At 54.4% G+C, this 20,523-nt stretch carries 17 protein-coding genes and 1 pseudogene; 8 read left to right on the plus strand and 10 right to left on the minus strand.

Annotation, left to right across the window (positions count from 1 at the left end):
• Positions 1-35: 35 nt before the first annotated feature.
• Positions 36-2,384, plus strand: a complete 2,349-nt coding sequence (locus IK012_RS03920) for a hypothetical protein (RefSeq protein ID WP_290950804.1) — start codon at positions 36-38, stop codon at positions 2,382-2,384.
• A 77-nt stretch (positions 2,385-2,461) separates the two neighbouring features.
• On the plus strand, positions 2,462-3,169 hold the full coding sequence (locus IK012_RS03925; protein ID WP_290950807.1) for a M15 family metallopeptidase: 708 nt from the start codon (positions 2,462-2,464) through the stop codon (positions 3,167-3,169).
• Between the two features lie 162 nt (positions 3,170-3,331).
• On the opposite strand, the gene IK012_RS03930 is transcribed toward IK012_RS03925, so the two are convergent.
• The gene (locus IK012_RS03930; protein WP_290950810.1) at positions 3,332-4,297 is read right to left on the minus strand and encodes an L-threonylcarbamoyladenylate synthase; all 966 of its coding nucleotides are present in this window, start codon (positions 4,295-4,297) and stop codon (positions 3,332-3,334) included.
• 70 nt (positions 4,298-4,367) lie between these two features.
• Positions 4,368-7,274: a DUF349 domain-containing protein gene (locus IK012_RS03935; RefSeq protein WP_290950813.1), complete on the minus strand. Its 2,907-nt coding sequence runs from the start codon at positions 7,272-7,274 to the stop codon at positions 4,368-4,370.
• Between the two features lie 146 nt (positions 7,275-7,420).
• On the opposite strand from IK012_RS03935, the gene priA reads away from it, so the two are divergent.
• The gene (gene priA / locus IK012_RS03940; RefSeq protein WP_290950815.1) at positions 7,421-9,484 is read left to right on the plus strand and encodes a primosomal protein N'; all 2,064 of its coding nucleotides are present in this window, start codon (positions 7,421-7,423) and stop codon (positions 9,482-9,484) included.
• A gap of 10 nt (positions 9,485-9,494) precedes the next feature.
• Here the strand turns inward: priA and IK012_RS03945 are convergent, their stop codons facing one another.
• The 3 genes from IK012_RS03945 to IK012_RS03955 form a co-directional block, all read right to left on the minus strand.
• Positions 9,495-10,196 (minus strand): hypothetical protein, encoded by a 702-nt coding sequence (locus IK012_RS03945; protein ID WP_290950818.1) that lies wholly within the window; start codon positions 10,194-10,196, stop codon positions 9,495-9,497.
• An 88-nt stretch (positions 10,197-10,284) separates the two neighbouring features.
• A complete protein-coding gene (locus IK012_RS03950) occupies positions 10,285-10,911 on the minus strand; it encodes a hypothetical protein (protein ID WP_290950820.1) in 627 nt (208 codons plus the stop codon).
• Between the two features lie 11 nt (positions 10,912-10,922).
• Positions 10,923-11,735: a TIGR02147 family protein gene (locus IK012_RS03955; protein WP_290950823.1), complete on the minus strand. Its 813-nt coding sequence runs from the start codon at positions 11,733-11,735 to the stop codon at positions 10,923-10,925.
• Between the two features lie 99 nt (positions 11,736-11,834).
• Between IK012_RS03955 and IK012_RS03960 the strand changes: the two genes are divergently transcribed.
• The gene (locus IK012_RS03960; RefSeq protein WP_290950826.1) at positions 11,835-11,990 is read left to right on the plus strand and encodes a hypothetical protein; all 156 of its coding nucleotides are present in this window, start codon (positions 11,835-11,837) and stop codon (positions 11,988-11,990) included.
• A gap of 5 nt (positions 11,991-11,995) precedes the next feature.
• On the opposite strand, the gene IK012_RS13585 is transcribed toward IK012_RS03960, so the two are convergent.
• From IK012_RS13585 to ffh, 3 genes and pseudogenes are all read right to left on the minus strand, one after another.
• Positions 11,996-12,826 carry a GTP-binding protein gene (locus IK012_RS13585; protein WP_367273773.1) on the minus strand — a complete coding sequence of 277 codons (831 nt, stop codon included), beginning with the start codon at positions 12,824-12,826 and terminating at the stop codon, positions 11,996-11,998.
• 33 nt (positions 12,827-12,859) lie between these two features.
• Positions 12,860-14,032 (minus strand): annotated as a pseudogene (tuf, locus tag IK012_RS03965) (elongation factor Tu); the annotation flags it as partial.
• Between the two features lie 246 nt (positions 14,033-14,278).
• Positions 14,279-15,637, minus strand: a complete 1,359-nt coding sequence (gene ffh, locus IK012_RS03970; protein ID WP_290950829.1) for a signal recognition particle protein — start codon at positions 15,635-15,637, stop codon at positions 14,279-14,281.
• Positions 15,638-15,688: 51 nt separating this feature from the next.
• Here ffh and IK012_RS03975 point away from each other — a divergent pair, with 51 nt between their 5' ends.
• On the plus strand, positions 15,689-16,903 hold the full coding sequence (locus IK012_RS03975; RefSeq protein ID WP_290950832.1) for an aminotransferase class I/II-fold pyridoxal phosphate-dependent enzyme: 1,215 nt from the start codon (positions 15,689-15,691) through the stop codon (positions 16,901-16,903).
• Positions 16,904-16,960: 57 nt separating this feature from the next.
• On the opposite strand, the gene IK012_RS03980 is transcribed toward IK012_RS03975, so the two are convergent.
• Both IK012_RS03980 and IK012_RS03985 read right to left on the minus strand, forming a co-directional pair.
• Positions 16,961-17,488, minus strand: coding sequence for a DUF4823 domain-containing protein (locus IK012_RS03980; RefSeq protein WP_290950835.1), 528 nt, complete (start codon positions 17,486-17,488; stop codon positions 16,961-16,963).
• Positions 17,489-17,597: 109 nt separating this feature from the next.
• Complete coding sequence (locus IK012_RS03985) at positions 17,598-17,795, minus strand: ferredoxin (RefSeq protein WP_088636941.1); 198 nt, start codon at positions 17,793-17,795, stop codon at positions 17,598-17,600.
• Positions 17,796-17,950: 155 nt separating this feature from the next.
• Here IK012_RS03985 and argB point away from each other — a divergent pair, with 155 nt between their 5' ends.
• The 3 genes from argB to IK012_RS04000 all read left to right on the plus strand — a co-directional run.
• A complete protein-coding gene (argB, locus tag IK012_RS03990) occupies positions 17,951-18,742 on the plus strand; it encodes an acetylglutamate kinase (RefSeq protein ID WP_290950838.1) in 792 nt (263 codons plus the stop codon).
• The gene (locus IK012_RS03995; RefSeq protein WP_290950841.1) at positions 18,723-19,922 is read left to right on the plus strand and encodes an aspartate aminotransferase family protein; all 1,200 of its coding nucleotides are present in this window, start codon (positions 18,723-18,725) and stop codon (positions 19,920-19,922) included. Before argB ends, IK012_RS03995 begins: the two co-directional genes overlap by 20 nt.
• Before the next feature lie 202 nt (positions 19,923-20,124).
• On the plus strand, positions 20,125-20,523 hold a 399-nt coding region (locus IK012_RS04000), incomplete at its 3' end, for a cellulase family glycosylhydrolase (RefSeq protein WP_290950844.1).

Raw genomic sequence — 20,523 nt, forward strand, 5'->3', positions numbered from 1 at the left:
ACGCTTGCGCCCGTGAAAATTCTAATTTATGGAATATGAAACTTCGCATCCTGATTGTATTGTCTCTATTCTTTGCTGCTTTTGCCTATTCTGCCACCCCGACGCCGATCGTGGGCGTTGTCCTAGAAGCGGAATCGGACTTGCCGCTTGACGGGGTGCAGATTACGTACCGCTCCGGCAAGAAACTGGGCAAGACTTCTTCGGATGGTCGCTTCGAGTTTACGGTCAATACCAAGAATGCTTCCCTTGTGTTCCAGAAAGAAGGCTACGACAGCGTCTTTGTGGAGCTGCAGGATTTTGCCGACTTGCTCGACATGGTCGTGACCCTTTCTTCCGATTTGCGTGACCTCGGTTCGAGTACGATTATCGGCGGGGGAGAACCCGTGAAGTGGGAACCCGAACGCAAGGTATCGGTGGACAAGCTCGAAGATGCGGCGGGTATGCGTTTTGACTTGACGGAACACCTGAGCCAGATGCCCGGCATTTCGGGCCAGAAGGATTTCAGCAACGCGCTTTATTACGAAGGCTCGCGTGCGGGCGACGTGGCTTACCATCTCGGGCGCCTGCGCATTCCGAACATGCGTCATCTGGACGTGGGATTCCCCGGAAACCTTTCCATCGTGAATCCGCACATTCTGAGCGGGATTGAAATTCACGACCACTACGGGAGCGGCCCCATCGGCCAGGGCCTCGCTACTTCGGTGCAGTATATTCCGGAACAGACGAAGGGCGAATGGGGCCTCAAGGGAGCCGCCGGCCTGACCGTTCAGGAAATCCAGTTTGATTCTCCGTTCCTGTTCTGGGACAGCTTCCGCTTCGCGTTCCGCAGGCTCGACGGTGAAATGCTCAAGAACTTGGGCGAAAAGTTCTTTACGGAATTCCGCAAGCGCGACGGTGACTGCGAGAGCGATTGCCGCGTGAAGTCTTCTGATCCGTTTGACTTGACGGCGATGGATTTCTATGCGCAGCTCAACGGTTCGGATTCCATGGGCAACACTTGGGCCTTGCGCACCCTTTACAGCATCGACGATTATTCCATAAGCCAGGATACGTCTACGGCTTACGATGCGGTGAACTCGGTCGACATCATCAGGGGTAGCCAGAGCTATTTGGTCATTGGCGCCGAATATGCCTCGAAGTTCGGGACGAGTTTCCATGCGGGTTATGTGCGGCAGTACCTGAGCGATACGCTCCAGGATACGACCGGCTTCCGCAGCAATGCGATGTCGAGGGAGAACGCCGCGTTCATCGATGCCTACGAGGAAATACATTCCACGATCAGCGCCGGTGCCGACAAGAAATTCAAGATGAAGCTCCTCGGTTCGGAAGTGAGCGGCGCCTTGCTTTACGAGCACCACCTTTTGGATCGCAACTATCCCGATTTTGGCGGGACGCAGTCGGATGACTACCAGACGGGCGTGATTTCGGGAACGAGCCGCTTCAACTGGAAGAGCGATTATTCGCAGACGATTTTCTCGGTCGGCGCTATTGCCGATGCTGTCGACCATAACGCGCAGCCGACCGCATCTATTGATTTCGAGAAGAACCTGACCAAGAAGGATACCGCATTCTGGCGAGCCTTCGGAAACGTCGCTTACCGCAGCGACTGGAAGCATTTCTATGATGATGGCGACCTGACGGGGCGCCTGGAAACCGGAGCGTCGGCCAAACTCGGTTTGGGCTACACTTCCAAGTACCTGGTGGCGCAGGCTAGCGGCTTTGGCCGCTACTACTTCGACCCGCTGCTGCCGATGCCGAAGGCGTATGCGCAGTACAAGGATATCACTCCGGTGGATTATGCCTGGGTGCTCGGTGCCAACGCGAAGATGGAATGGAAGACGTCTCACCACTTCTCGATGTCGACGAACATCAGTTCCGTGTACGGTGAGTACGAACTGGACGAGGGTTCGCTCCCGTGGGAAGCGAATTCGAGGCTCGACATCGTCTCGCATTTCCGTTACTACCCGCGCAAGGATTCCCTGTTCTCGATTATCCTTACGCACCATGCCGCATTGCACAGGCCGCTTTACTACTACAACATCGTGCCGTCTGACCCCGCGACCAAGGAGAACGGAACCCGCAGGCTGCGCGACCTCAACGAGTTTACCGACATGTTCCGCACCGACCTGCGCGTGAATCTCGATATTATCCGCGACAAGGGATGGTTCCGCAAATCCAGGTTCTACCTGGAACTCGACAACCTGTTTGCTAATCTCGATGTCGGGGCGCTTCGCTTCTTGGGTTCCGAGAATGCGCGCGAACGCTCGTGGGTTACCGAAGATTCCGACAAGAACACGGCTAACGGGTACGACTTGAAGCCGTTCATGGCGAAGGGCATGGGACTCTACTTCCAGTTCGGCGTCGAGGTGCAACTGGGATTGTAACGGCAATGAAAAACGTATTTGCGATGTCATCATGTCGCGGCCGAACTTGTTCGGCATGGGCATCCATTGTGTTTTTCTTGATTGTCTTTTTATTATGCGGCAGCGTTTTTGCGCACGAGACGGATATCCCCTTTGAACCGAGAAAGCCCGAAAAACCGGCCCGGTTCTGCTCTGCGGCAAAGCAGTGGGTGGCATACGCGAGCGCGGATTCGAACCTCGTGGAAATAACGAAAATGAAGGGGCTCCGCATGGACCTGCGTTACGGGACATTCGACAACGTGACGGGCCATGATATCTATTGCGGAATCCAGCGGGCGTTCGTGCATAGGGATGCGCTCCCCAAGTTGAAGCGCGCTCTCGCCCTGATAGCGAAGGAACTGCCCGGATACACGCTCGTGATTTTCGATGCGGCGCGCCCGATGTATGCGCAGGCGGTTCTCAAGAGCAGTGTCGCCGGGACGCCCTACTCGAATTACGTCTCGTCGGGCAAGACTGGCGGACTCCACAACTATGGCCTCGCGCTTGACCTTTCGATTGCCGACAGCACGGGCGCTCTGCTCGACATGGGAACGGATTTCGATTCGTTCGAACGCTGTGCCGGAGCGGTGGGTGAGGCCGACGCCCTCGAAAGCGGGCGCCTTACGCAGCAGCAGATTGACAACCGCAACTTGCTCCGCGGTATCATGAAGCGGGCGGGTTGGGTTACGCTCAGTAGCGAATGGTGGCATTTTAACGCCTTCACGCGGGCGTACACCAAGGAACATTACCCGCTGTTCCCGATGTAATCACTCGAGTGCTTCTGTGAGGATTGTCTCCCAAGAGTCACCCTGATGGTCGCTTCCCAAAAGTCACCCTGAGGACTGTCATCCTGACGCAGGTCAGGACGGGGTCGGAAAGTATATATCTGATGCTCCCTGAATCAAATTCAGGGTGACCTCAGCATGACATTAGGGCAGCGTTTTGATGCTGGCGCGTTTCAGGCGGTCGTTCAGCGCCATGCCAACTCCGGTATTCGGAATCGGATCCACGAGAATCAAATCGTAATCGGGATTGTCCAGGTCGTGCATGTAGGCGTATAACTTTGCTGTCGCCTCGGTCATGTCGCCTGTTTCGGACAAATTAACCATGGCGGGAATCGGGCCTGCCTGTTTTCCGAATGCGATGCGTACGGTATGGGGCGGCAGTTTGTGGCCTGCGGGCACTTCTCCGAAATACAGCGGCACCTGCGGGCGGTAATGCGTGTCACACTGGCCCGGCGCCTGCATCGCTTGCCCGGGCTTCGATGTGGATTCCTTGACGGCGACATCGCCGATGACTTTCGCGAACATCTCGGGCGTGATGGCACCCGGGCGGAGTACCGTCGGCTTTTCGCCTGCAAGCGAGATGATGGAACTTTCGACCCCGACGGCACAGGCGCCGCCATCGACGATTCCTGCGATGCGGTCGGCGAGTTGCGCCGCCACGTGCTCTGCGGTAGTGGGGCTCACGTGCTTGAACAGGTTCGCGCTCGGGGCGGCAAGCGGGAGTCCGGATTCCTTGATAATCGCCTGAGCTACGGGGTGGCTCGGGAACCTCACTGCGACGGAGGGCAGCCCGCTCGTGCAGAGGTCGGGAATGCAGTCCTTTTTCGGGAGGATCATCGTCATGGGACCGGGCCAGTAGGCTTCGGCGAGTTTGTAGGCGGCATCGGGAATGTCCTTCGCGATATTTTCCAGTTCGGAAATATCCGCGATATGCACGATGAGCGGATCGAACGTGGGGCGTTCCTTTGCGGCAAAAATTTTTGCAAGCGCTGTGGGCTCGTATGCGTTGCCTGCGAGTCCGTAGACAGTTTCTGTAGGGATGGCGACGACTTCGCCTTCCTTGAGCAGGCGCGCTGCTTCAGAAATACTTGTCCATGGGGGAAACTTCATTGCACCACAAAAATAAAAAAAGGGATAGCGCATTGCTATCCCTGAATTCTTTTTTGTCGCTTGGCGGGCGTTATGCCTGGGCGCTCGCTGCCGCAGCTTCCTGCTTGGGTTCGTCCTTGCGGCCGAACGCGAACACCTTGTCGCATGCACCGTTGAAGCGCTTCCAGACCTTGTCGGATTGGTCGCGCGGAACGGCGCCGACTTCTTTCCAGAGCCTGCGCAGGTGCTTCACCTTGTTCATCGCGGCACCGACGTTCGTCTCGCTCAAGTCGGCGAGCAGGTCTTCGGCCTGTTCGCAGAGCAAGACCTTCTTCTGCAGGTTGTTCTGGCGGGCCTGTTCCTGGATGTCCAGCTGATCGCGACGACGCGTGAAGAAGTCATCGCAGGCTTCGCGGAACGCCTTGTGGATTTCGATATCCTCGACACCGCAAGATCCGAGATCGCGCCATTCCTTCTGCAGGTCGCGCACGGCATCGGCAAGCTGGTTGCTGCCCGCGCTTTCGGCGAACTGCTTCACCTTGTCCACCATTTCGAGCTTCTTCTTCTTGATGGTTTCCAGCTGCTTGCGAAGCGCCTCGTCGGTTTCTGCCATCGCAGAGATGAACTGGTTCATCTTGGAGTTGTAGCGTTCGTTGATGGATTCGACAGCTTCCTTGGGCACCATGCCGATGGCCTTCCATGCGTCGCGGATGCCCTTGATGATTTCCGCGGTTTCAAGCGTGATGTTCGTGACGTCCATCGCATCGAGCTTGTCGCAGAGGTTCACCTTCTTGACGAGGTTGTCCTGCTTTGCGGAATCCATTTCTTCGAAGTGCGTGCGCTTCTTGTCGAAGAAGGCGTCGCATGCGCTGCGGAAGCGCGTCCAGATTTCTTCGGACTTGCTCTTGGGGACAGGGCCGGTGGCCTTCCAGGCGTCCTGCAGCTGCTTGAGCTTGTTGGACGTCGCGTTCCAGTCGGTCGATTCCTTCAGGGCTTCGGCTTCTTCGCAGAGTTTCAGCTTCTTCGCGAGATTCGCTTCGCGGTTGTGGTCTTCCTGCTTGATGCTTTCCTTGTACTGCGCAAAGAATGCGTTAGAGGCGGCCTTGAAGCGTTCGATGAGCGCGTTCAGGCTTTCCTTGGGCACCATGCCGATGTTCTTCCAGGATTCCTGGATTTCCTGCATGGCCTTGTACTTGTCTTTCCAGAACATCGTGGTATTCGCCACGAGTTCCTCGATCTTCTGGCAAAGGGCTTCCTTGCTTTCGAGGTTCTTCTGGCGTTCTGCTTCGCGTTCTTCGATGAACTGCGCGCAGTTCGTGCGAATTTGGGTGTAAAGTGCCTGGAACTTGTCGCGGAATTCGACGAACTTCGCGGGGGAGACAGGCCCGATGTTCTTCCACTTGTTGCTGTATTCGCGCAACTTGTTGAGCACGTCCTGGCTACCGGGTTCCTTGGCGAGCATTTCCATTTCTTCGAGAATGTTCGCGCGGTCGTTCTCGTTGTGCCAGGATTCCCACTGGCGCATTTCCTGGAATCGTTCGGTGGCGCTCTTGTACTCGAGCCAGAGGTCGTGGTACTTGAACTTCTGTTCGCCGACGATCGTCTTCCATTCGGTGAAGGCGTCCCTCAGCTTCTGGCTGAGGTTCTTGAAGTCTTCGTTCTCGTCGAAACTCTTCACGCGTTCGATAAGGGCGCGGAGCTTCGCGGAGTTTTCTTCGAAAACCTTCTGGGAGGCTTCTTCGAATGCGGTAATCTTTTCTTTGAGCTTGTTGCGGAGCGCGTTGTAGCTCTGGAGCAGCGGGTCGTCGCCTTCGAGTGCGGGGAACTTTTCCCATTCGCGCACGAGGGCGTGCAGGTGCTTCGATGTCGATTCGGTGATGTCGGAATCGGCGAGCGCCTGGAACATCTCGAGGAGCTGCGGGCGAGCCTTGGCTTCTTCGCTTGCGATTTCTTCGTTTGCGGCTTCCGGTTCGGGCTTCTTCGCTTCCTGGGTACGGACGAGCGCGAGGTTGAACCGCTTCACGCTGTCTGCGTCCATGATGGATTTCTTTTCATTCCATTCTGCTGTGATTTCGCTCACACGATTTGCCTTTTCGGAGACTTCACCGGCATCAAGGATGGCTTCGAGCTCGGCCAGCAGTTCGCCGAGGTGGAGCTGCTGTTCCGCCTTTTCGGCAGCGGCCTTTTCGGCGGCGATGCGCTCGGTATCGGCTTCGTTGAGGAATTTCGTGTAGCTGGCGAAGATTTCATCGAGGGTCGCCTGATCGGAGCCCATGCCCAGAGCCTTGGCTTCTTCCATTAGAGAATCGAACTTGGACTTTACGGAGAACGGGTCCTTTTCGGCAGCGAGGTGGTGCGCCTGCTGGATAAGGGCGTGCCTCTTGCCGGCGAGGAGCGCTGCGGCCTTCTTGCCGTTGTCTTCGGCGTCACGCCTTGCACGGAGCTTTTCGTTGGCAATCTTTTGCACGGAGTTGTGCTTGGACTTCTTGGAGACTTCCACCAGCGACGGTTCGGATTCGATACGTTCGACGGCAGCCTTTGCGATTTCCTCTTTGGCATCCTTGGTGGCGGCCATAACAAGAACGTTTAGCTTGCCGGTATTCTTGATGAGTTCCATGCGGAGCTCCGAACTGGGCATCGAACGCGCGAGTTCTTCGGCGTAGCGCGTGTCCTTGAGTTCGTTCACAAACGACAAAACTTCTTCATTTGCGGGTTCGCGGAAGATCTTGAGCATCTTGGTGACTTCTTCGAAATAACGCGTTTCGGCGAGCCTGCGGATGCCTGCCTCGTTGTCCTTCTTCGAAATAGCCGAAAGGGAAGGAATCAGAGTCAGTTTCTTCACGGCTGCGCTTCTAACGCTACTATCTTCATCGGAAAGGGCAATGCGTTCCAGGACGCTTTGTTCCTGGATATCCATCTCCTCGACGGCCTCAAGGCGTCTTTCGGGGTTGGAATTCTGCCATTTCGGTCTAAATGCGTCCAATAAGCTCAAATTCATATATATCTCCAATGGGTAGGCGGACCCGTTAAGGTTCGTATATCATAATCTAAATAAAAAGATAAGAGACCGTTTTGGAAATAGGTGATTTTTTGGCAAATTAAAGGGCTGGATTTGGGCCGTGATTACCTATCTTTAACCCTGAAATGGCAAAACGCATCAAAAAGACTGCACCTTCCGAGCAAATTGGGGCGAAATTCAGCGCATCGGCGCTGGAGCGCTTTTGCGAGGTCTATATTCCGCAGGCTCCGTCCGTTTTTACCTACGGAGTGCCCGCGGACCTGCCCGAAGGGACGGAAATCCGCCGGGGGAGCGTGGTCTGGGTTCAGTTCGCGAACCGCAAAAAGCCCCTGCTCGCCGTGGTTTCGAAGGTTATCTGCGACCGGCCGTCGTTCGCTGTGCGCTGCGCCTACCCACATGCGTCGGGGTATGTATTCAGCGAAAGGTTCATGGAAACTCTGGAATGGGTCTCGCGATACTATATAAGTACGCCCATGAAGGCGCTTGACGTGTTTTTGCCGGCGCAGTTCGAGAATTACCTGGATGCGCTTGCTTCCGAAGAGGCGGTGACTGCGGAAAATGCGGCTTGCTTGGAGATGCCTCCGCATCCGGATGTCCCCGAGCTGACGGATGAGCAGCGCGTTGCCCTCGATTCGCTGGTGGGCGACTTGTCGACCACGGGTTTCCGCGGTTCCCTGTTGCATGGCGTTACCGGTTCGGGCAAGACGCGCGTATACCAGGAACTGGCCTACGAGGCTTTGAAACGCGGCATGCGCGTGCTCATCCTCGTTCCGGAAATAGGCCTCACCCCGCAGACTGCGGGCCGTTTTGAAGATTTTTTGCATGTTCCCGTGCAGGTGCTGCATTCGGCGCTTTCGGCCCCGAAACGCCGGGCATCGTATGTCTCCATATTGAAGGGCGAGGCACGCGTGGTTCTCGGGACCCGCAGCGCGATACTCTCTCCGTTCGAATTCGATGTCGTGATTCTCGACGAGGAACATGATTCCTCGTTCAAGCAGCAGGATCCGGCTCCGCGCTACCATACCCGCGAACTCGCGTTTCATTTGGCGTACAAGTACGGGGCGCTCGTCGTGCTCGGGAGCGCGACCCCGAGTCTTGAAACTTTCCACAATGCAAGTACGCACAAATTAAAATACCTGAGGTTGCAGAAGCGTGCCACGGCCGCATCGCTCCCGGACGTGCGGATTGTCGACATGGGGAAGATGCGCCAGCAGAAGGGAATCCTGATGTCGCCCGATTTGCGCGACGCACTTGTCGCGTGCCTTGCCGACGGGGACCAGGCCATCGTCCTCATGAACCGCAGGGGATATTCCAAGGTGCGCGTGTGCGTGGAATGCGGCGAAACGCTTTACTGCAAGCACTGCCATGTGCCTTTAGTTTATCATAAACAGTACCGCTCGCTGGTGTGTCATTACTGCGGACTGCTATACCCGGTCGACACTCCTTGTGCGGCCTGCGGATCCGCGACGTACGAGTATGTGGGCGGCGCCATCGAAAAGCTCGAAGAAGAAATCGGAGAGTGGGTGCCGAACGCGAAGGTGGTGCGCATGGACCGCGATACGACTCAGAATGTCGGGTCCGTCGAGAAAATTTTGGAATCGTTCCGCAACCGCGAGTACAACATCTTGCTCGGAACGCAGATGGTCGCGAAGGGTCACGACTTCCCGGGCGTGCGACTTGTGGGCGTGGTCGGAGCGGACAGCGGTCTGGGGTTACCTGATTTTCGCAGTACGGAAAGGCTCTTCCAGCTCTTGAGTCAGACTGCGGGTCGCGCCGGTCGCGCGCAGGGCGGGGGCAATGTGCTGCTGCAGACGCTTCGGCCCGACGAACCCGTGATGCAGTATGCGCTCCGGCATGATTTCGAGGGCTTTGCCGGGAGGGAATTGCGCGACCGCCGCGATGCCTGTTACCCGCCATTCTGCAAACTCGTTGAGGTATCCTTCGGGAGCAAGGACGAGGGCGCATTGCAGACTGCCGTCAAGCATGTGGAATCTTTATGCCGCGCCGAAAAGACTCTCATGGTGATGGGACCTGTGGATGCTTTTATTCCGGTGGTGCAAAATGTGCGTTGGGCAAAACTTTACTTGAAGACGAACGACCTTTCGTCTGTGCGCCGCATTCTTTCGCCTGTCGTGAATAACGCAAAACCCTTGATTCCGGGTGTCGAAATCAAGGTGGAAATAGAGTAGTTTTTTTCTTTTAGTCTTCTAATTTCGGATCGATTACGGGGCGAATCCTGCAGGGCTCAATAACCTTTGATGCGAACACTTCCCAGTTCGGATCATAATAGTTGAAGAAGAAATCCCAGTCCAGTTCGCCTTCGGGGGGTGGTGTGTATTCCTCGTCGGTATTGAGCGGTTTCAACGTGAGTTCGCAGGCTATGCGGTCCTCAGATTCTTCCGTGAAATTTCCGCCTTCGGCAATGCAGGAATCTCTGAATGCATCCTTGCGTTCATTGTCTATGGTGAATAGCGGGTCGTGCCACCTCTTCGTGATGGTGTTGTGGTATAACTGAACGGAATATGACGTTGTATCCAGCTCGGTTTGACAAGAGATGATATCTTGTATGCCGTCCCAGAGATGATATACGGTTCCGGTTTCGAGTTGTATTGTGCTGGCTGGGCCGCAATCAAACATAAACCCGTAAGCATCCTCTTCGTCATTGTGGCAGAAGAAATCAATAGCGATTTGGTTTGTAATCGGGCGTCCATTGAGGATAGATGTGAGATTACTCTCGACTTCGGCTGAAACGCTCGTCGAGTTTGGTATAATCTGCTGTGCCGTCTTCTTTTCGGACTTGTCAAGAACAGAATTTTCCGGTGATGCCGTATTGTCGCTTGAGCAAGCGTATAGTGCGAATGCGGCGAACCCGCAGACGATTGTTTTGGTTGTGTTTTTCATGGTTCCCTCCTTTTCAAGGATGTGTTTCGTAACGCATCATGACATGATGTCTTGATGCTTTTTTTTGTGTCGGTTCAATTTCTTGTTCTTATTCTCGGCAGATGCCTACAATCAGTTTGACGTACCTCTTCCAGTTCGGGTCCACGTACTGCTTTTTTTCGGGGTCTGTGAGCTGCTTGGTGCTTTCCAGGCTGCAGGTGTGCGAGTGCTGTCTTCTAACGACGATTGAATCCGTCTCGAACAAACCCTCATCGGAAGCGCATTCCGATTCGAAGGCGTCCGTACTCATGGAATCCGGCAGGACTATGCGCCTCTGTATCAGCGAGTCGCTGGCGAAGACGGAATACGAGAACCAGTTCGAGTCGTTTTCGCAGACTATGGATTTGAAATCGTCATGTTTTGGGTTGTACAGCGCTCCGTTCTCGACCTGAATTTTCGGATAGGTTGTCATGTCACTTGGATACAAGTGGGGTATGTCGAACGCGCAATCCGTGCAGGGCGTGCTATGCTGTTCGGAGACTATAAGTGTATCGCTTGCGAGCCATACGGTGAGCGCGCTGTCGAGGGCGGTGATGGAGTTTGCCTGCTCGTCGGTGCCTGCGGTGTTTCCGTTGTTGCAGGCGGTGAGTGCGGAGATTGCGGCGAGCGGCAAAGCGGTCGTGAATAGGCCCGCTAAGGCTATTGCTGTGGAGAATAATGCTGTCTTGAGTTTCATGATGGTTTCTCCTACACCTTGTCAGTAAGCGGGAAAAGTTGAAGGTTGAGGCGGTAGACCTGGTCTATTTTTTTGCAACTGTTCGCAAGAGCGATGACGTGTCGGCGGCATTTGTTGATTTCTTCGGAAATCCGTGCGAGCGTTGGTGCATCGACGCCTAAGGTGACGCCAGAGATGTTTCTCTCGCGTACGTCGATTTTGTCGATGGCTTCTTTGGCGAGGTCGGTCATTTCGCGGTTCATGCTGCGGAGCGCAAGCGGGATGGCTTCGGTAGAACCGGTGATGGCTTTGTCCGTCTGGCGGTAGACGTTTTCGTCGGTCTCTTCGAGGAACTTTGCGCGGGTGAGCATGGCGAGTGAATCGCGGACCTGTTGCGCCGTGTAGAGGTGCTTGATTCTTTTCGCCATCTCGTTCGGGAGCGCTCCCGGCATCAGGGGGGCAAGCTCGCGCACGATGGAGTTGATGGCGGACTCGTAGTAGGCGAACGTGTCGGAATCGATGACGCGGGCCTTCTGTTCTTTCGCGATGCGGGTGAGTTCCGCGAAAGCGGCTTTTTTCTTATCGTCGTTTGTGGCGTTTCCGAATTCGACCATCTTTTCGAAGTAGGTGCGCTCGAAGCCGGAAAGTCCCATCGCGTTTGCCACGCGGGGGAGGCCGACGCGGCTGAGCGAGCTCTTGCCTTCGCACACCAGCTTGAGGTAAGAGGGCGAGGCGAATCCGGCGCCCTTCGAAAATTCGCGCCAGGTGAAACCGGACTTCTTTTTTTCTTCGTAGAAGTCCTGCATGTAGCGGCGGTAATCTTGGTATTCGGTAATCGGTTTCATGATTCGTTTCCTTGCACTCTTAATATAGCCTGAAAAAGTCTGAAAATCAATAGACTATGATACAAAAAGTTTGATTTTTATCCAAAAATACTGAAAAATGTGATGTTGGAAAAATTATTTTCTGTAAATGAAACAAACGGCGAAGTATATGATACAGGCGGAAAATTTTCGATTTGGGGTGGTGTCAAAAAGGGCGATGAAAAAGTCCGCTTGCTCTCGCAAACGGACTTGACGGAATGTTTTTTTGCTAGTTGATGTTTTTATGCGCTAACGAGAATCGTACCGCGAGTGATGTCGCCTGCATTTGCGCCGCGGAGAAGGAAAGATGCGCTGTCGCCTGCTTTCGCTTCTTGGCAGTGGGAACAGGATGAAGTACTGATGTCCATGACATAGAATGCTTCTTTTTTCTCAAGGCGTCTTACTCGGTCGCCTTGCTTGATGACACCTTGGTCTATGACGCCTGCGACGATGAGGCCTTTCCCTGTAATTGCGAACGCATCTGCGACGGTCATGCGGAAGGGCTTGTCTTCTACACTCTGTATGCTTGATGCGCATTCATCACAGGCGTCCAAGAGGGCCATAATCTTGTCTTGGCTTGCTTTATCCCCCTGCCTTGCCTTTATTGATGAGCCTCGGATGATGGCTATTTTGTCTTCGTCATATCCGTATCTAAAGAGGGCTTCTCGAATTTCCTCTTCCATCAAGTCGAGTGTCTCAGGCGATGAGGCGTATTCGCACCTGTCCATGAATACAACCAATTTTGATTCACTGGCGCTGGTGAGCAAAATCCTTTCTCTTATTTGATTTAGCGATGTTAAAGTTACGTCGACGGTGAGAATGCTAATGTCGGTTGCGACATCTCCCGTTATCATATTTACGACGTAATCTGGGTCATTGTCTGTTTTTCTCTTGTTGATGAGAGTGTAGTAGTATTTTTTGCTGTTGAATTCGATCTGGTATTCTGGTTCTTTGTCTTCAACGGGATATCCGCGTGCAATAAGGGTTGTAGAAATAGCGTTTGTAAGGCTTGTTTTTTCTAATTGCCCGTCCTTAATGCTGATTGTGTAATGGGGCTTAGTCTTGTCCACCATTTTTGGGGCGGGCTTTGGATTTATGACAGGATCCAATTCGGTAATGACGCCGCATGCGACTGTTCGTCCGCCTTCGCGGATGGCAAAGCGCAGGCCGACTTCCAGAGCGACCGCTGCAATTAGCTTTACGTAAATGGTCACTGTATCGCCGGGGTAGACCATCTCGACACCTTCCGGGAGCTGCACTATGCCGGTGACGTCTGTCGTGCGGATATAGAACTGCGGGCGGTAGCCATTGGTAATAGGCGTGTGGCGGCCTCCTTCGTCTTTTGTGAGCATGTAGATTTCGGCCTTGAAATCGGTGTGTGCTTTTATGCTTCCTGGGGCGGCGAGAACCATGCCGCGGACGAGGTCCTTCTTCTCGGCTCCGCGAAGGAGGATGCCTACATTGTCCCCGGCTTGTGCTTCGTCGAGCAACTTCCGGAACATTTCCACACCGGTGACTGTGTATGTTACAGTGGGACCCAGGCCGACTCGCTCGACGGTATCTCCCATATGAATCTTGCCGCGTTCGATACGCCCCGTGACAACGGTACCACGCCCGGTGATGGTGAACGTATCTTCGATTGACATCAAGAAGGGCTCGTCGCTAATATTGCGCGGGAGAGGAATGTATCGGTCGCAGGCGTCCAGAAGTTCCATGATTTTGTCTTGGTGGTAGCTGTCGCCTTCAAGAGCCTTAAGTGCGGAACCGCGGATAATGGGAGCGTTATCTCCGTCAAAATCGTACTTGCACAATAAATCGCGAATTTCCATTTCCACGAGGTCTAGTAGCTCGGGGTCGTCGACCATGTCGCATTTATTCAAGAATACGACAATGTCTTTCAGTCCAACTTGGTGGGCGAGCAAAATATGTTCACGAGTCTGCGGCATCGGCCCGTCTGGTGCGGCAACAACGAGAATGGCCCCGTCCATCTGGGTGCCGCCAGATATCAATTTTTTTATGTAGTCGGCTTGACTGACGCAATCGATGACTGCGTAGTGGCGTTTTTCGGTTTCGAATTCGAGTTGGGATGTATTTATCGTGACGCCGCGTTCCTTTTCTTCGGGTGTCTGGTCGATGTTGTCGAATTTTTTAGCGGAGATTCCCTTGGCGGCGAGGGTTGAGGTGATTGCTGCCAGCAAAACGGATTTGCCGTGATCTACGTGTCCGAGAATACCAAGATTGCAGTGCGGTTTCGTTCTATTGAACTTTTCTTTTGCCATGTTATTTTCCCTTATTAGCTTGTTGGGTTTTAAATATTTTATTTGTTACGAAAAACGTTGTTCATAATATACGTTTAACTTGACAGAAAAAAATAGGCAAATTGTAAATTTATTTAATCTTGTGCGAATTCTTAAAAAATGGCGAAATTCAATTATTTTGGCCGAATTTACGGCTGATTATTGCACGAAAAAGCCCATTTGCGAATGCAAACGGGCTCCAAAATGTGTCGTAGGTGAGGTGCTCTTCTACTTTCTTTTTTTCTTGACCTTGGGCGGCGTGTAGTTGGAACCGATAGTTCCGCCGTTGTTCTGCTTCTTGGCCATGTCGCCCACCTTCTTGAACATGAGCTTCATGTCTTCGTACTGCTTGAGCACGGCGTTCACGCGGTTCAGTTCGGTGCCCGAACCCTTGGCAATGCGGTTCTTGCGGCTGCCGTCGAGAATCTGCGGTTTCTTCCTTTCCTTCGGGGTCATGGAACTGAGGATGGCTTCCACGTAAACCAGCTGCTTTTCGTCAATCTGGTCGAGCGGGAGCTTGTTCAGGCCCGGGATGAGCCCGAGGATATCCTTGATGCGGCCGAGCTTCTTGATGGTGCGGAGCTGCGTCAAGAAGTCGTTCAGGTCGAAGGTGTTGTTGAGGATCTTCTTCTTGAGGTCCTTCGCATCCTTCTCGTCGATGACCTGCTGGGCCTTTTCCACGAGGCTGACCACGTCGCCCATGCCGAGGATGCGGCTTGCCATGCGGTCGGGGTGGAAGAGGTCTATGTCGGGGAGCTTTTCGCCTACGCCGATAAAGCAGATGGGCACGCCCGTCATCTTCTTGATGCTGAGCGCTGCACCGCCGCGGGTGTCACCGTCCATCTTGGAGAGGCACACGCCTGTAAATGCGAGGCGCTGCCAGAAGGTCTCGGCGACGTTTACCGCTTCCTGACCGATCATCGCGTCGGCGACGAACAGGATTTCGTCGGGGTGGACGGCTTCCTTTGCCTTCTCGAGTTCCTGCATGAGTTCTTCGTCAATCTGCAGGCGGCCTGCGGTATCGTAAATGACGAGGTCAAAGCCGTTGTCCTTCGCGTACTGGTAGCCGTGCTTGATGATTTCCACCGGGTCGCCCTGGCCTTCGTCGTACACCGGGATGCCGATGGACTTGCCGAGCACCTGCAACTGCTTGATAGCTGCCGGGCGGTACACGTCCGCCGCCACGAGGAGGGGCTTGCGCTTCTTCTTGCTGCGCATCCAGAGGGCGATCTTGCCCGCGAATGTCGTCTTACCGGAACCCTGGAGGCCCGCCATCATGATGCCCACCGGAGCGGGGCCGGAGAGGTTTATTTCCTTGGTTTCGCCACCCATGACGGCCACAAGTTCGTCGTGGATGATTTTCACGATCTGCTGACCGGGGGTCACCGAGTTCAGGACTTCGCTTCCGAGGGCCTTTTCCTTGACGGCCTTCACGAAGTCGCGGGTCACGTTGAAGTTTACGTCGGCTTCGAGGAAGGCTCGGCGCACTTCGCGCAGCGATTCGGCGACGTTTTCTTCGGTGAGTTTGCCCTGCCCGCGCAGGTTCTTGAGAGTAGATTCTAGAGAGTCGGTCAGCTGTGAAAACATAGTGAGCGCAAATATAGAAAATATGCGTTGAATTTTTTAAATTTGCTTGCCATGAAACCCCTAAGCCAGCGCACAGAGACCTTTACCGATTCCGTTATCCGCAGAATGACCCGCATCGCGAATGCCTGCGGGGCGATAAACCTTTCACAGGGATTCCCGGATTTCGACCCTCCGGAGGCGCTGACGCGGCGGCTAGCCGAAATTGCTCCCGATGGGCCGCACCAGTACGCGATTACGTTCGGCGCGCAGAACTTCCGCGAGGCGCTGAGCGACAAGCAGTTCCATTTTAGCGGGCTGCGCTATGACCCGCAAAAAGAAATTGTGATTACCTGCGGCAGTACCGAGGCGATGATGGCCTCGATGATGTCGGTCTGCAATCCCGGCGACAAGGTGGTGCTGTTTTCGCCCTTCTACGAGAACTACTCCGCCGACACGATCCTCTGCGGGGCGACTCCTGTTTACGTGCCGCTTTCTCCCGTGGACCTGAGTTTCGATGCCGACGTTCTGGAAAGCGCCATGAAGCAGCCGGGCGTGAAGGCGCTTGTGTTGTGCAATCCGGCGAACCCGAGCGGGAAGGTCTTTACCCGCGAGGAACTCTCGGTAATCGCCTCCCTGGCGGTGAAGTACGACCTGTACGTGATTACGGACGAGGTGTACGAGCATATCATTTACGCGCCGCACCGTCACACGTATATCTCGACGCTCCCGGGGATGTTCGAACGCACCATCGAATGCAGCAGCCTGAGCAAGACGTACTCGATTACCGGATGGCGTCTCGGATACGTGCTTGCCGCGGAACCCATCATGGACCGCGTCAAGAAAGTCCATGACTTTTTGACGGTCGGCGCCGCCGCCCCGCTCATGGAGGCTGCCGTGACGGCGCTCCGCTTCGACGACTCTTACTACGCGGGCCTGCAGGCGCACTACACGCACATGAAGGAAGTGTTTACGGATGGCCTGCGGAACCTTGGATTGAAATTCTCCGAACCGCAGGGCGCTTACTTTGTCCTAATTGATATCTCCGAATTCGGGTACGGCTCGCGCGGTTCTCATGTTGCGTCGTGCGCGGTTACTGACGGAAGTAAACTGCCGGACGAACAGTTCTGCATCGACATGGCGCAGAAGGTGGGCGTCGCCGCGGTGCCGGGCTCCAGCTTCTTCCGGGAACCGGTGGACCATCTGGTGCGTCTCCACTTTGCCAAGAAAGACGAGACGCTGTACGAGGCGCTCAACCGCCTCGAAGACCTCAAGAAGTTGAAACGCTAATTAAAGAAGGCCTGCCCCTAAGGGTAGGCCTTTCAAGTTCTTGGATTTGACGGACGACTAGCCCTGGCCGAAGAACGTCTTCAGCATGTCGCGGATGGGCTTCCTGAGCAATGAGTTAGGAGCCTTGCTGACCCACACGATGTATGCACTGCGTCCAGTGACCATGTAGGAGTTGACGAGCTGCCTCTGGTTGTTGAAGATGTCGAAACGGACCTTGATACGGTCGGGGCGCATCGACCACCCGGTCAAGCGGTCTTCCCAGTGCAGGATTTGCGGGATGAATACATAGTTGTACTGCTGCAATACGTCGTCGCCGATATCGTTGATTGTAACGGGGGTTGGAATCGTGGCGATCTTCGGACTGTACTTGCCCAGTTCTTGTGCGAGGGTCGAGGCGACATCGGTTCCGGAAGAGGGGTATTCTATGGTCTCGTATCTTCCGATTTCCGGCGTGACAATCAGGATGCTTGCCTGATTCTGCATGTACGTCTGCGGGGTCATGAATTCGCTCTGGTACGAGGCTGTACAACCATTCATCAGAATGACTGCGGTAAAGAGGAGTAAAGTGGAAATGATTTTTTTCATAGTGTGAATCCTTCTTTTGTGTGCTAGCTTAATCTAAAAAAATTAGACCCCGCCGTTATGTCGGGGTCTAAAAAATCGAGCTTTACGTACGTTTGTACGTTACTGATAATTACTCGTACTTGATCACGCCGGCCGGGCAGCTGTCAGCGGCGTCCTTGATTTCGCTTTCGTAAGCGGAGAAATCGACGCCTTCCTTCACCTGCATCTTTTCGGGAACGCTGAACACTGCGTCGCAAGTAGCTTCGCAAGCGCCGCAAGAGACGCATTCATCGCTGGATTCGTCGAGCCAAACTTTCGTAATAGCCATATTTATACCTCTTTTGTATGGTTGAATTGTGGCTATAATATAATAAAAACATTGAAGTTGGGAGTGTTTTTTTTAAATTTGCATTCAAATTTCCTCGTTAAGGGCTGCAATGGTGTATCCTGTAATACGCGGAAATCGAGAGGACATCACAAACGATGAAAAAAGTGGTTGTAAAAATTGGTGGCAGCCTGGCTATCGACGAAGCCAAGCTCGCTGATTTTGTGTCGGCGGTCTCTACCTTGCCTGGTAGTGGCTGTCAGGTGGCCGTGGTTCACGGCGGTGGCAAGGATATCAATGAGAATATCGCCTTGCTCAAGGAACAACCGACATTCATCGACGGACTCCGAGTTACGACTCCCGGCATCATGAAAATGGTGGAAATGACGCTCTCGGGCCACGTGAACAAAAAGCTCGTGCGCATGCTGCTCAACAACGGCTGCGGTGCTGTTGGCATTTCTGGCGTAGACGCGAACCTGTTCCAGGTCGAAAAGAAGCAGGGCAAGGTTGACCTTGGCCTGGTGGGCGAAATCAAGCAGGTGAACCCGAAAATCGTGACGGACCTGTGGAGCGCCGGTTGGACTCCGGTGGTTAGCCCGATTTCTATCGGCCCCGATGCAGATGGCAACGGTGTCAGTTGGAACGTGAATGCCGATACCGCCGCAAGCGAACTGGCAGTGGCACTCGAAGCCGACCAGTTCGTGCTGGTGAGCGACGTGCCCGGCGTGATGGACGAAAACAAGAATGTAATTCCCGAACTGAGCGAGGCGGACGCCGAAAAGCTTATCGAAGCTGGCGTCATCTCCGGCGGTATGATTCCCAAAGTCCGCGAGAGTTTCAAGTCGATCCGACGAGGACTCAAGAGCATCCACATCGTGGGTTGGAAGGACGCGGAACACTTTGGTAAACAAATTAATGGAGATTTAAACTATGGCACAATCTTGCGCTAACCTGCTCGAGCAGGACAAACAAATCATCGCGCCGCTCTACGGCAAGGCAGACATCAACTTCGTGAAGGGCGAAGGCTCTTACCTCTACGACGACCAGGGCAACAAGTACCTGGACTTCGTGGCGGGTATCGCCGTGAATGCGCTCGGTCACCAGAACCAGGCTATCAAGGATGCGGTGGTGGAACAGATGAACCACTTCAACCACATCAGCAACCTTTACCCGAACTACCCGCAGATCGAACTCGGCAAGGCCCTCTTGGAACTCACCAAGTTCGACAAAGCGTTCTTCTGCAACTCGGGTACCGAAGCCAACGAAGGCTGCATCAAGTTTGCACGTAAGTACTTTGACCGGAAGGGCGAAAAGAACAGGCAGAAGATTATCACGTTCGTGAACAGCTTCCACGGAAGGACGTACGCTGCCCTTTCTGCGACGGGCCAGCCGGCCATTAGGGAAGGCTTCGGCTCCATGCCGGGTGACTTCGTTCACGTGACCTGGAATGACTGCGCTGCCTTGAAGGCCGAAGTCAACAAGGACACTTGCGCTATCATGCTCGAAAGCCTCGCCGCCGAAGGTGGTGTGATGACGCTTTCGAAGGAAATGGTCGAGACCATCAATAGCCTGCAGAAGGAATTCGGTTGCCTCGTCATCGTCGACGAAGTGCAGGCAGGTGTTGGCCGTCTCGGAACCTTCTGCGGTTTCGAAAAGTTCGGCCTGAATCCGGACCTCGTTTCCCTCGCGAAGGGCATCGGTGGCGGTCTCCCGCTCGGTGCGGTTCTCCTGCGCCAGAAGATTGCCGACCAGCTCAAGGCTGGTGACCACGGTACGACTTTCGGTGGCAACCCGATTGCTTGCGCCGCAGGTCTCGCTGTCGTGAAGCAGGTTCCGGGTCTGTTGAAGAACGTGGAAGAACGTTCCGCTCAGATCAAGGCTGGCCTCAAGGCTCTCGTCGAGAAGTATGACTTCGCCAAGGAAATCCGCGGTGAAGGCCTGATTCTCGGTGTTGCTCTGGCTGATGAAATGCCGGTGGGCAACATCATCGCCGCCGCCCGCGCTGAAAAGCTCATGGTGCTGAGCGCCAAGGGCAACGTGCTGCGTCTCTTGCCGCCGCTGAACGTGTCGGCTGCGGAAGTGGACGAAGCCCTTGAAAAGCTCGGCAAGGCATTCGCCGCCGCGAAGTAATTTTCACTATAAGCTTTGCATAGCTTCGTGCTCGGCCTCTCGCCGTACTATTGTACGGCTTCGGGTCTGCAGCCTTGCTCTGCTCGTTTCTAGTAAAAATTCTGTGTTCCTATGACATTTTGTCAAGGAACATTTTTTTTTGATGTGGGGGATCTTGCCCCAACAAGGTTATATTTAGACTGTTGTTTAGTATGGGGTGATTATGTATAATCACATTTTGTGGACTGCGGCTGTGGCCGCTTCCTTCTCTTTGGTCGTGCCTGCGGCAGCAAAAACGCTCCCGACCGCGACTGAAATGTTCAACCAGATGGGTTTTGGCATCAACATCGGTAACACGATGGAGGTCCCGGGCAACCCGACCGGCTGGGGCAACAAGTTCCCGACGGAGGCCTACATCGATTCGGTGAAGGCGGCCGGTTTCAGCACTATCCGCATTCCCTGCGCCTGGGATAGCCACGCAAAAGACGGCGTCATAAACCAGAGCTGGATGGATTCGGTGCAGACGGTGGTGGACATGTGCATGCGCGCGGGCCTTGTCACGATCCTGAATATCCACTGGGACGGCGGCTGGCTTGAAGGAAACCTCAGCGACGACAAGAAA

The organism is Fibrobacter sp., from assembly GCF_017551775.1.
Classification (GTDB): Bacteria; Fibrobacterota; Fibrobacteria; order Fibrobacterales; family Fibrobacteraceae; genus Fibrobacter.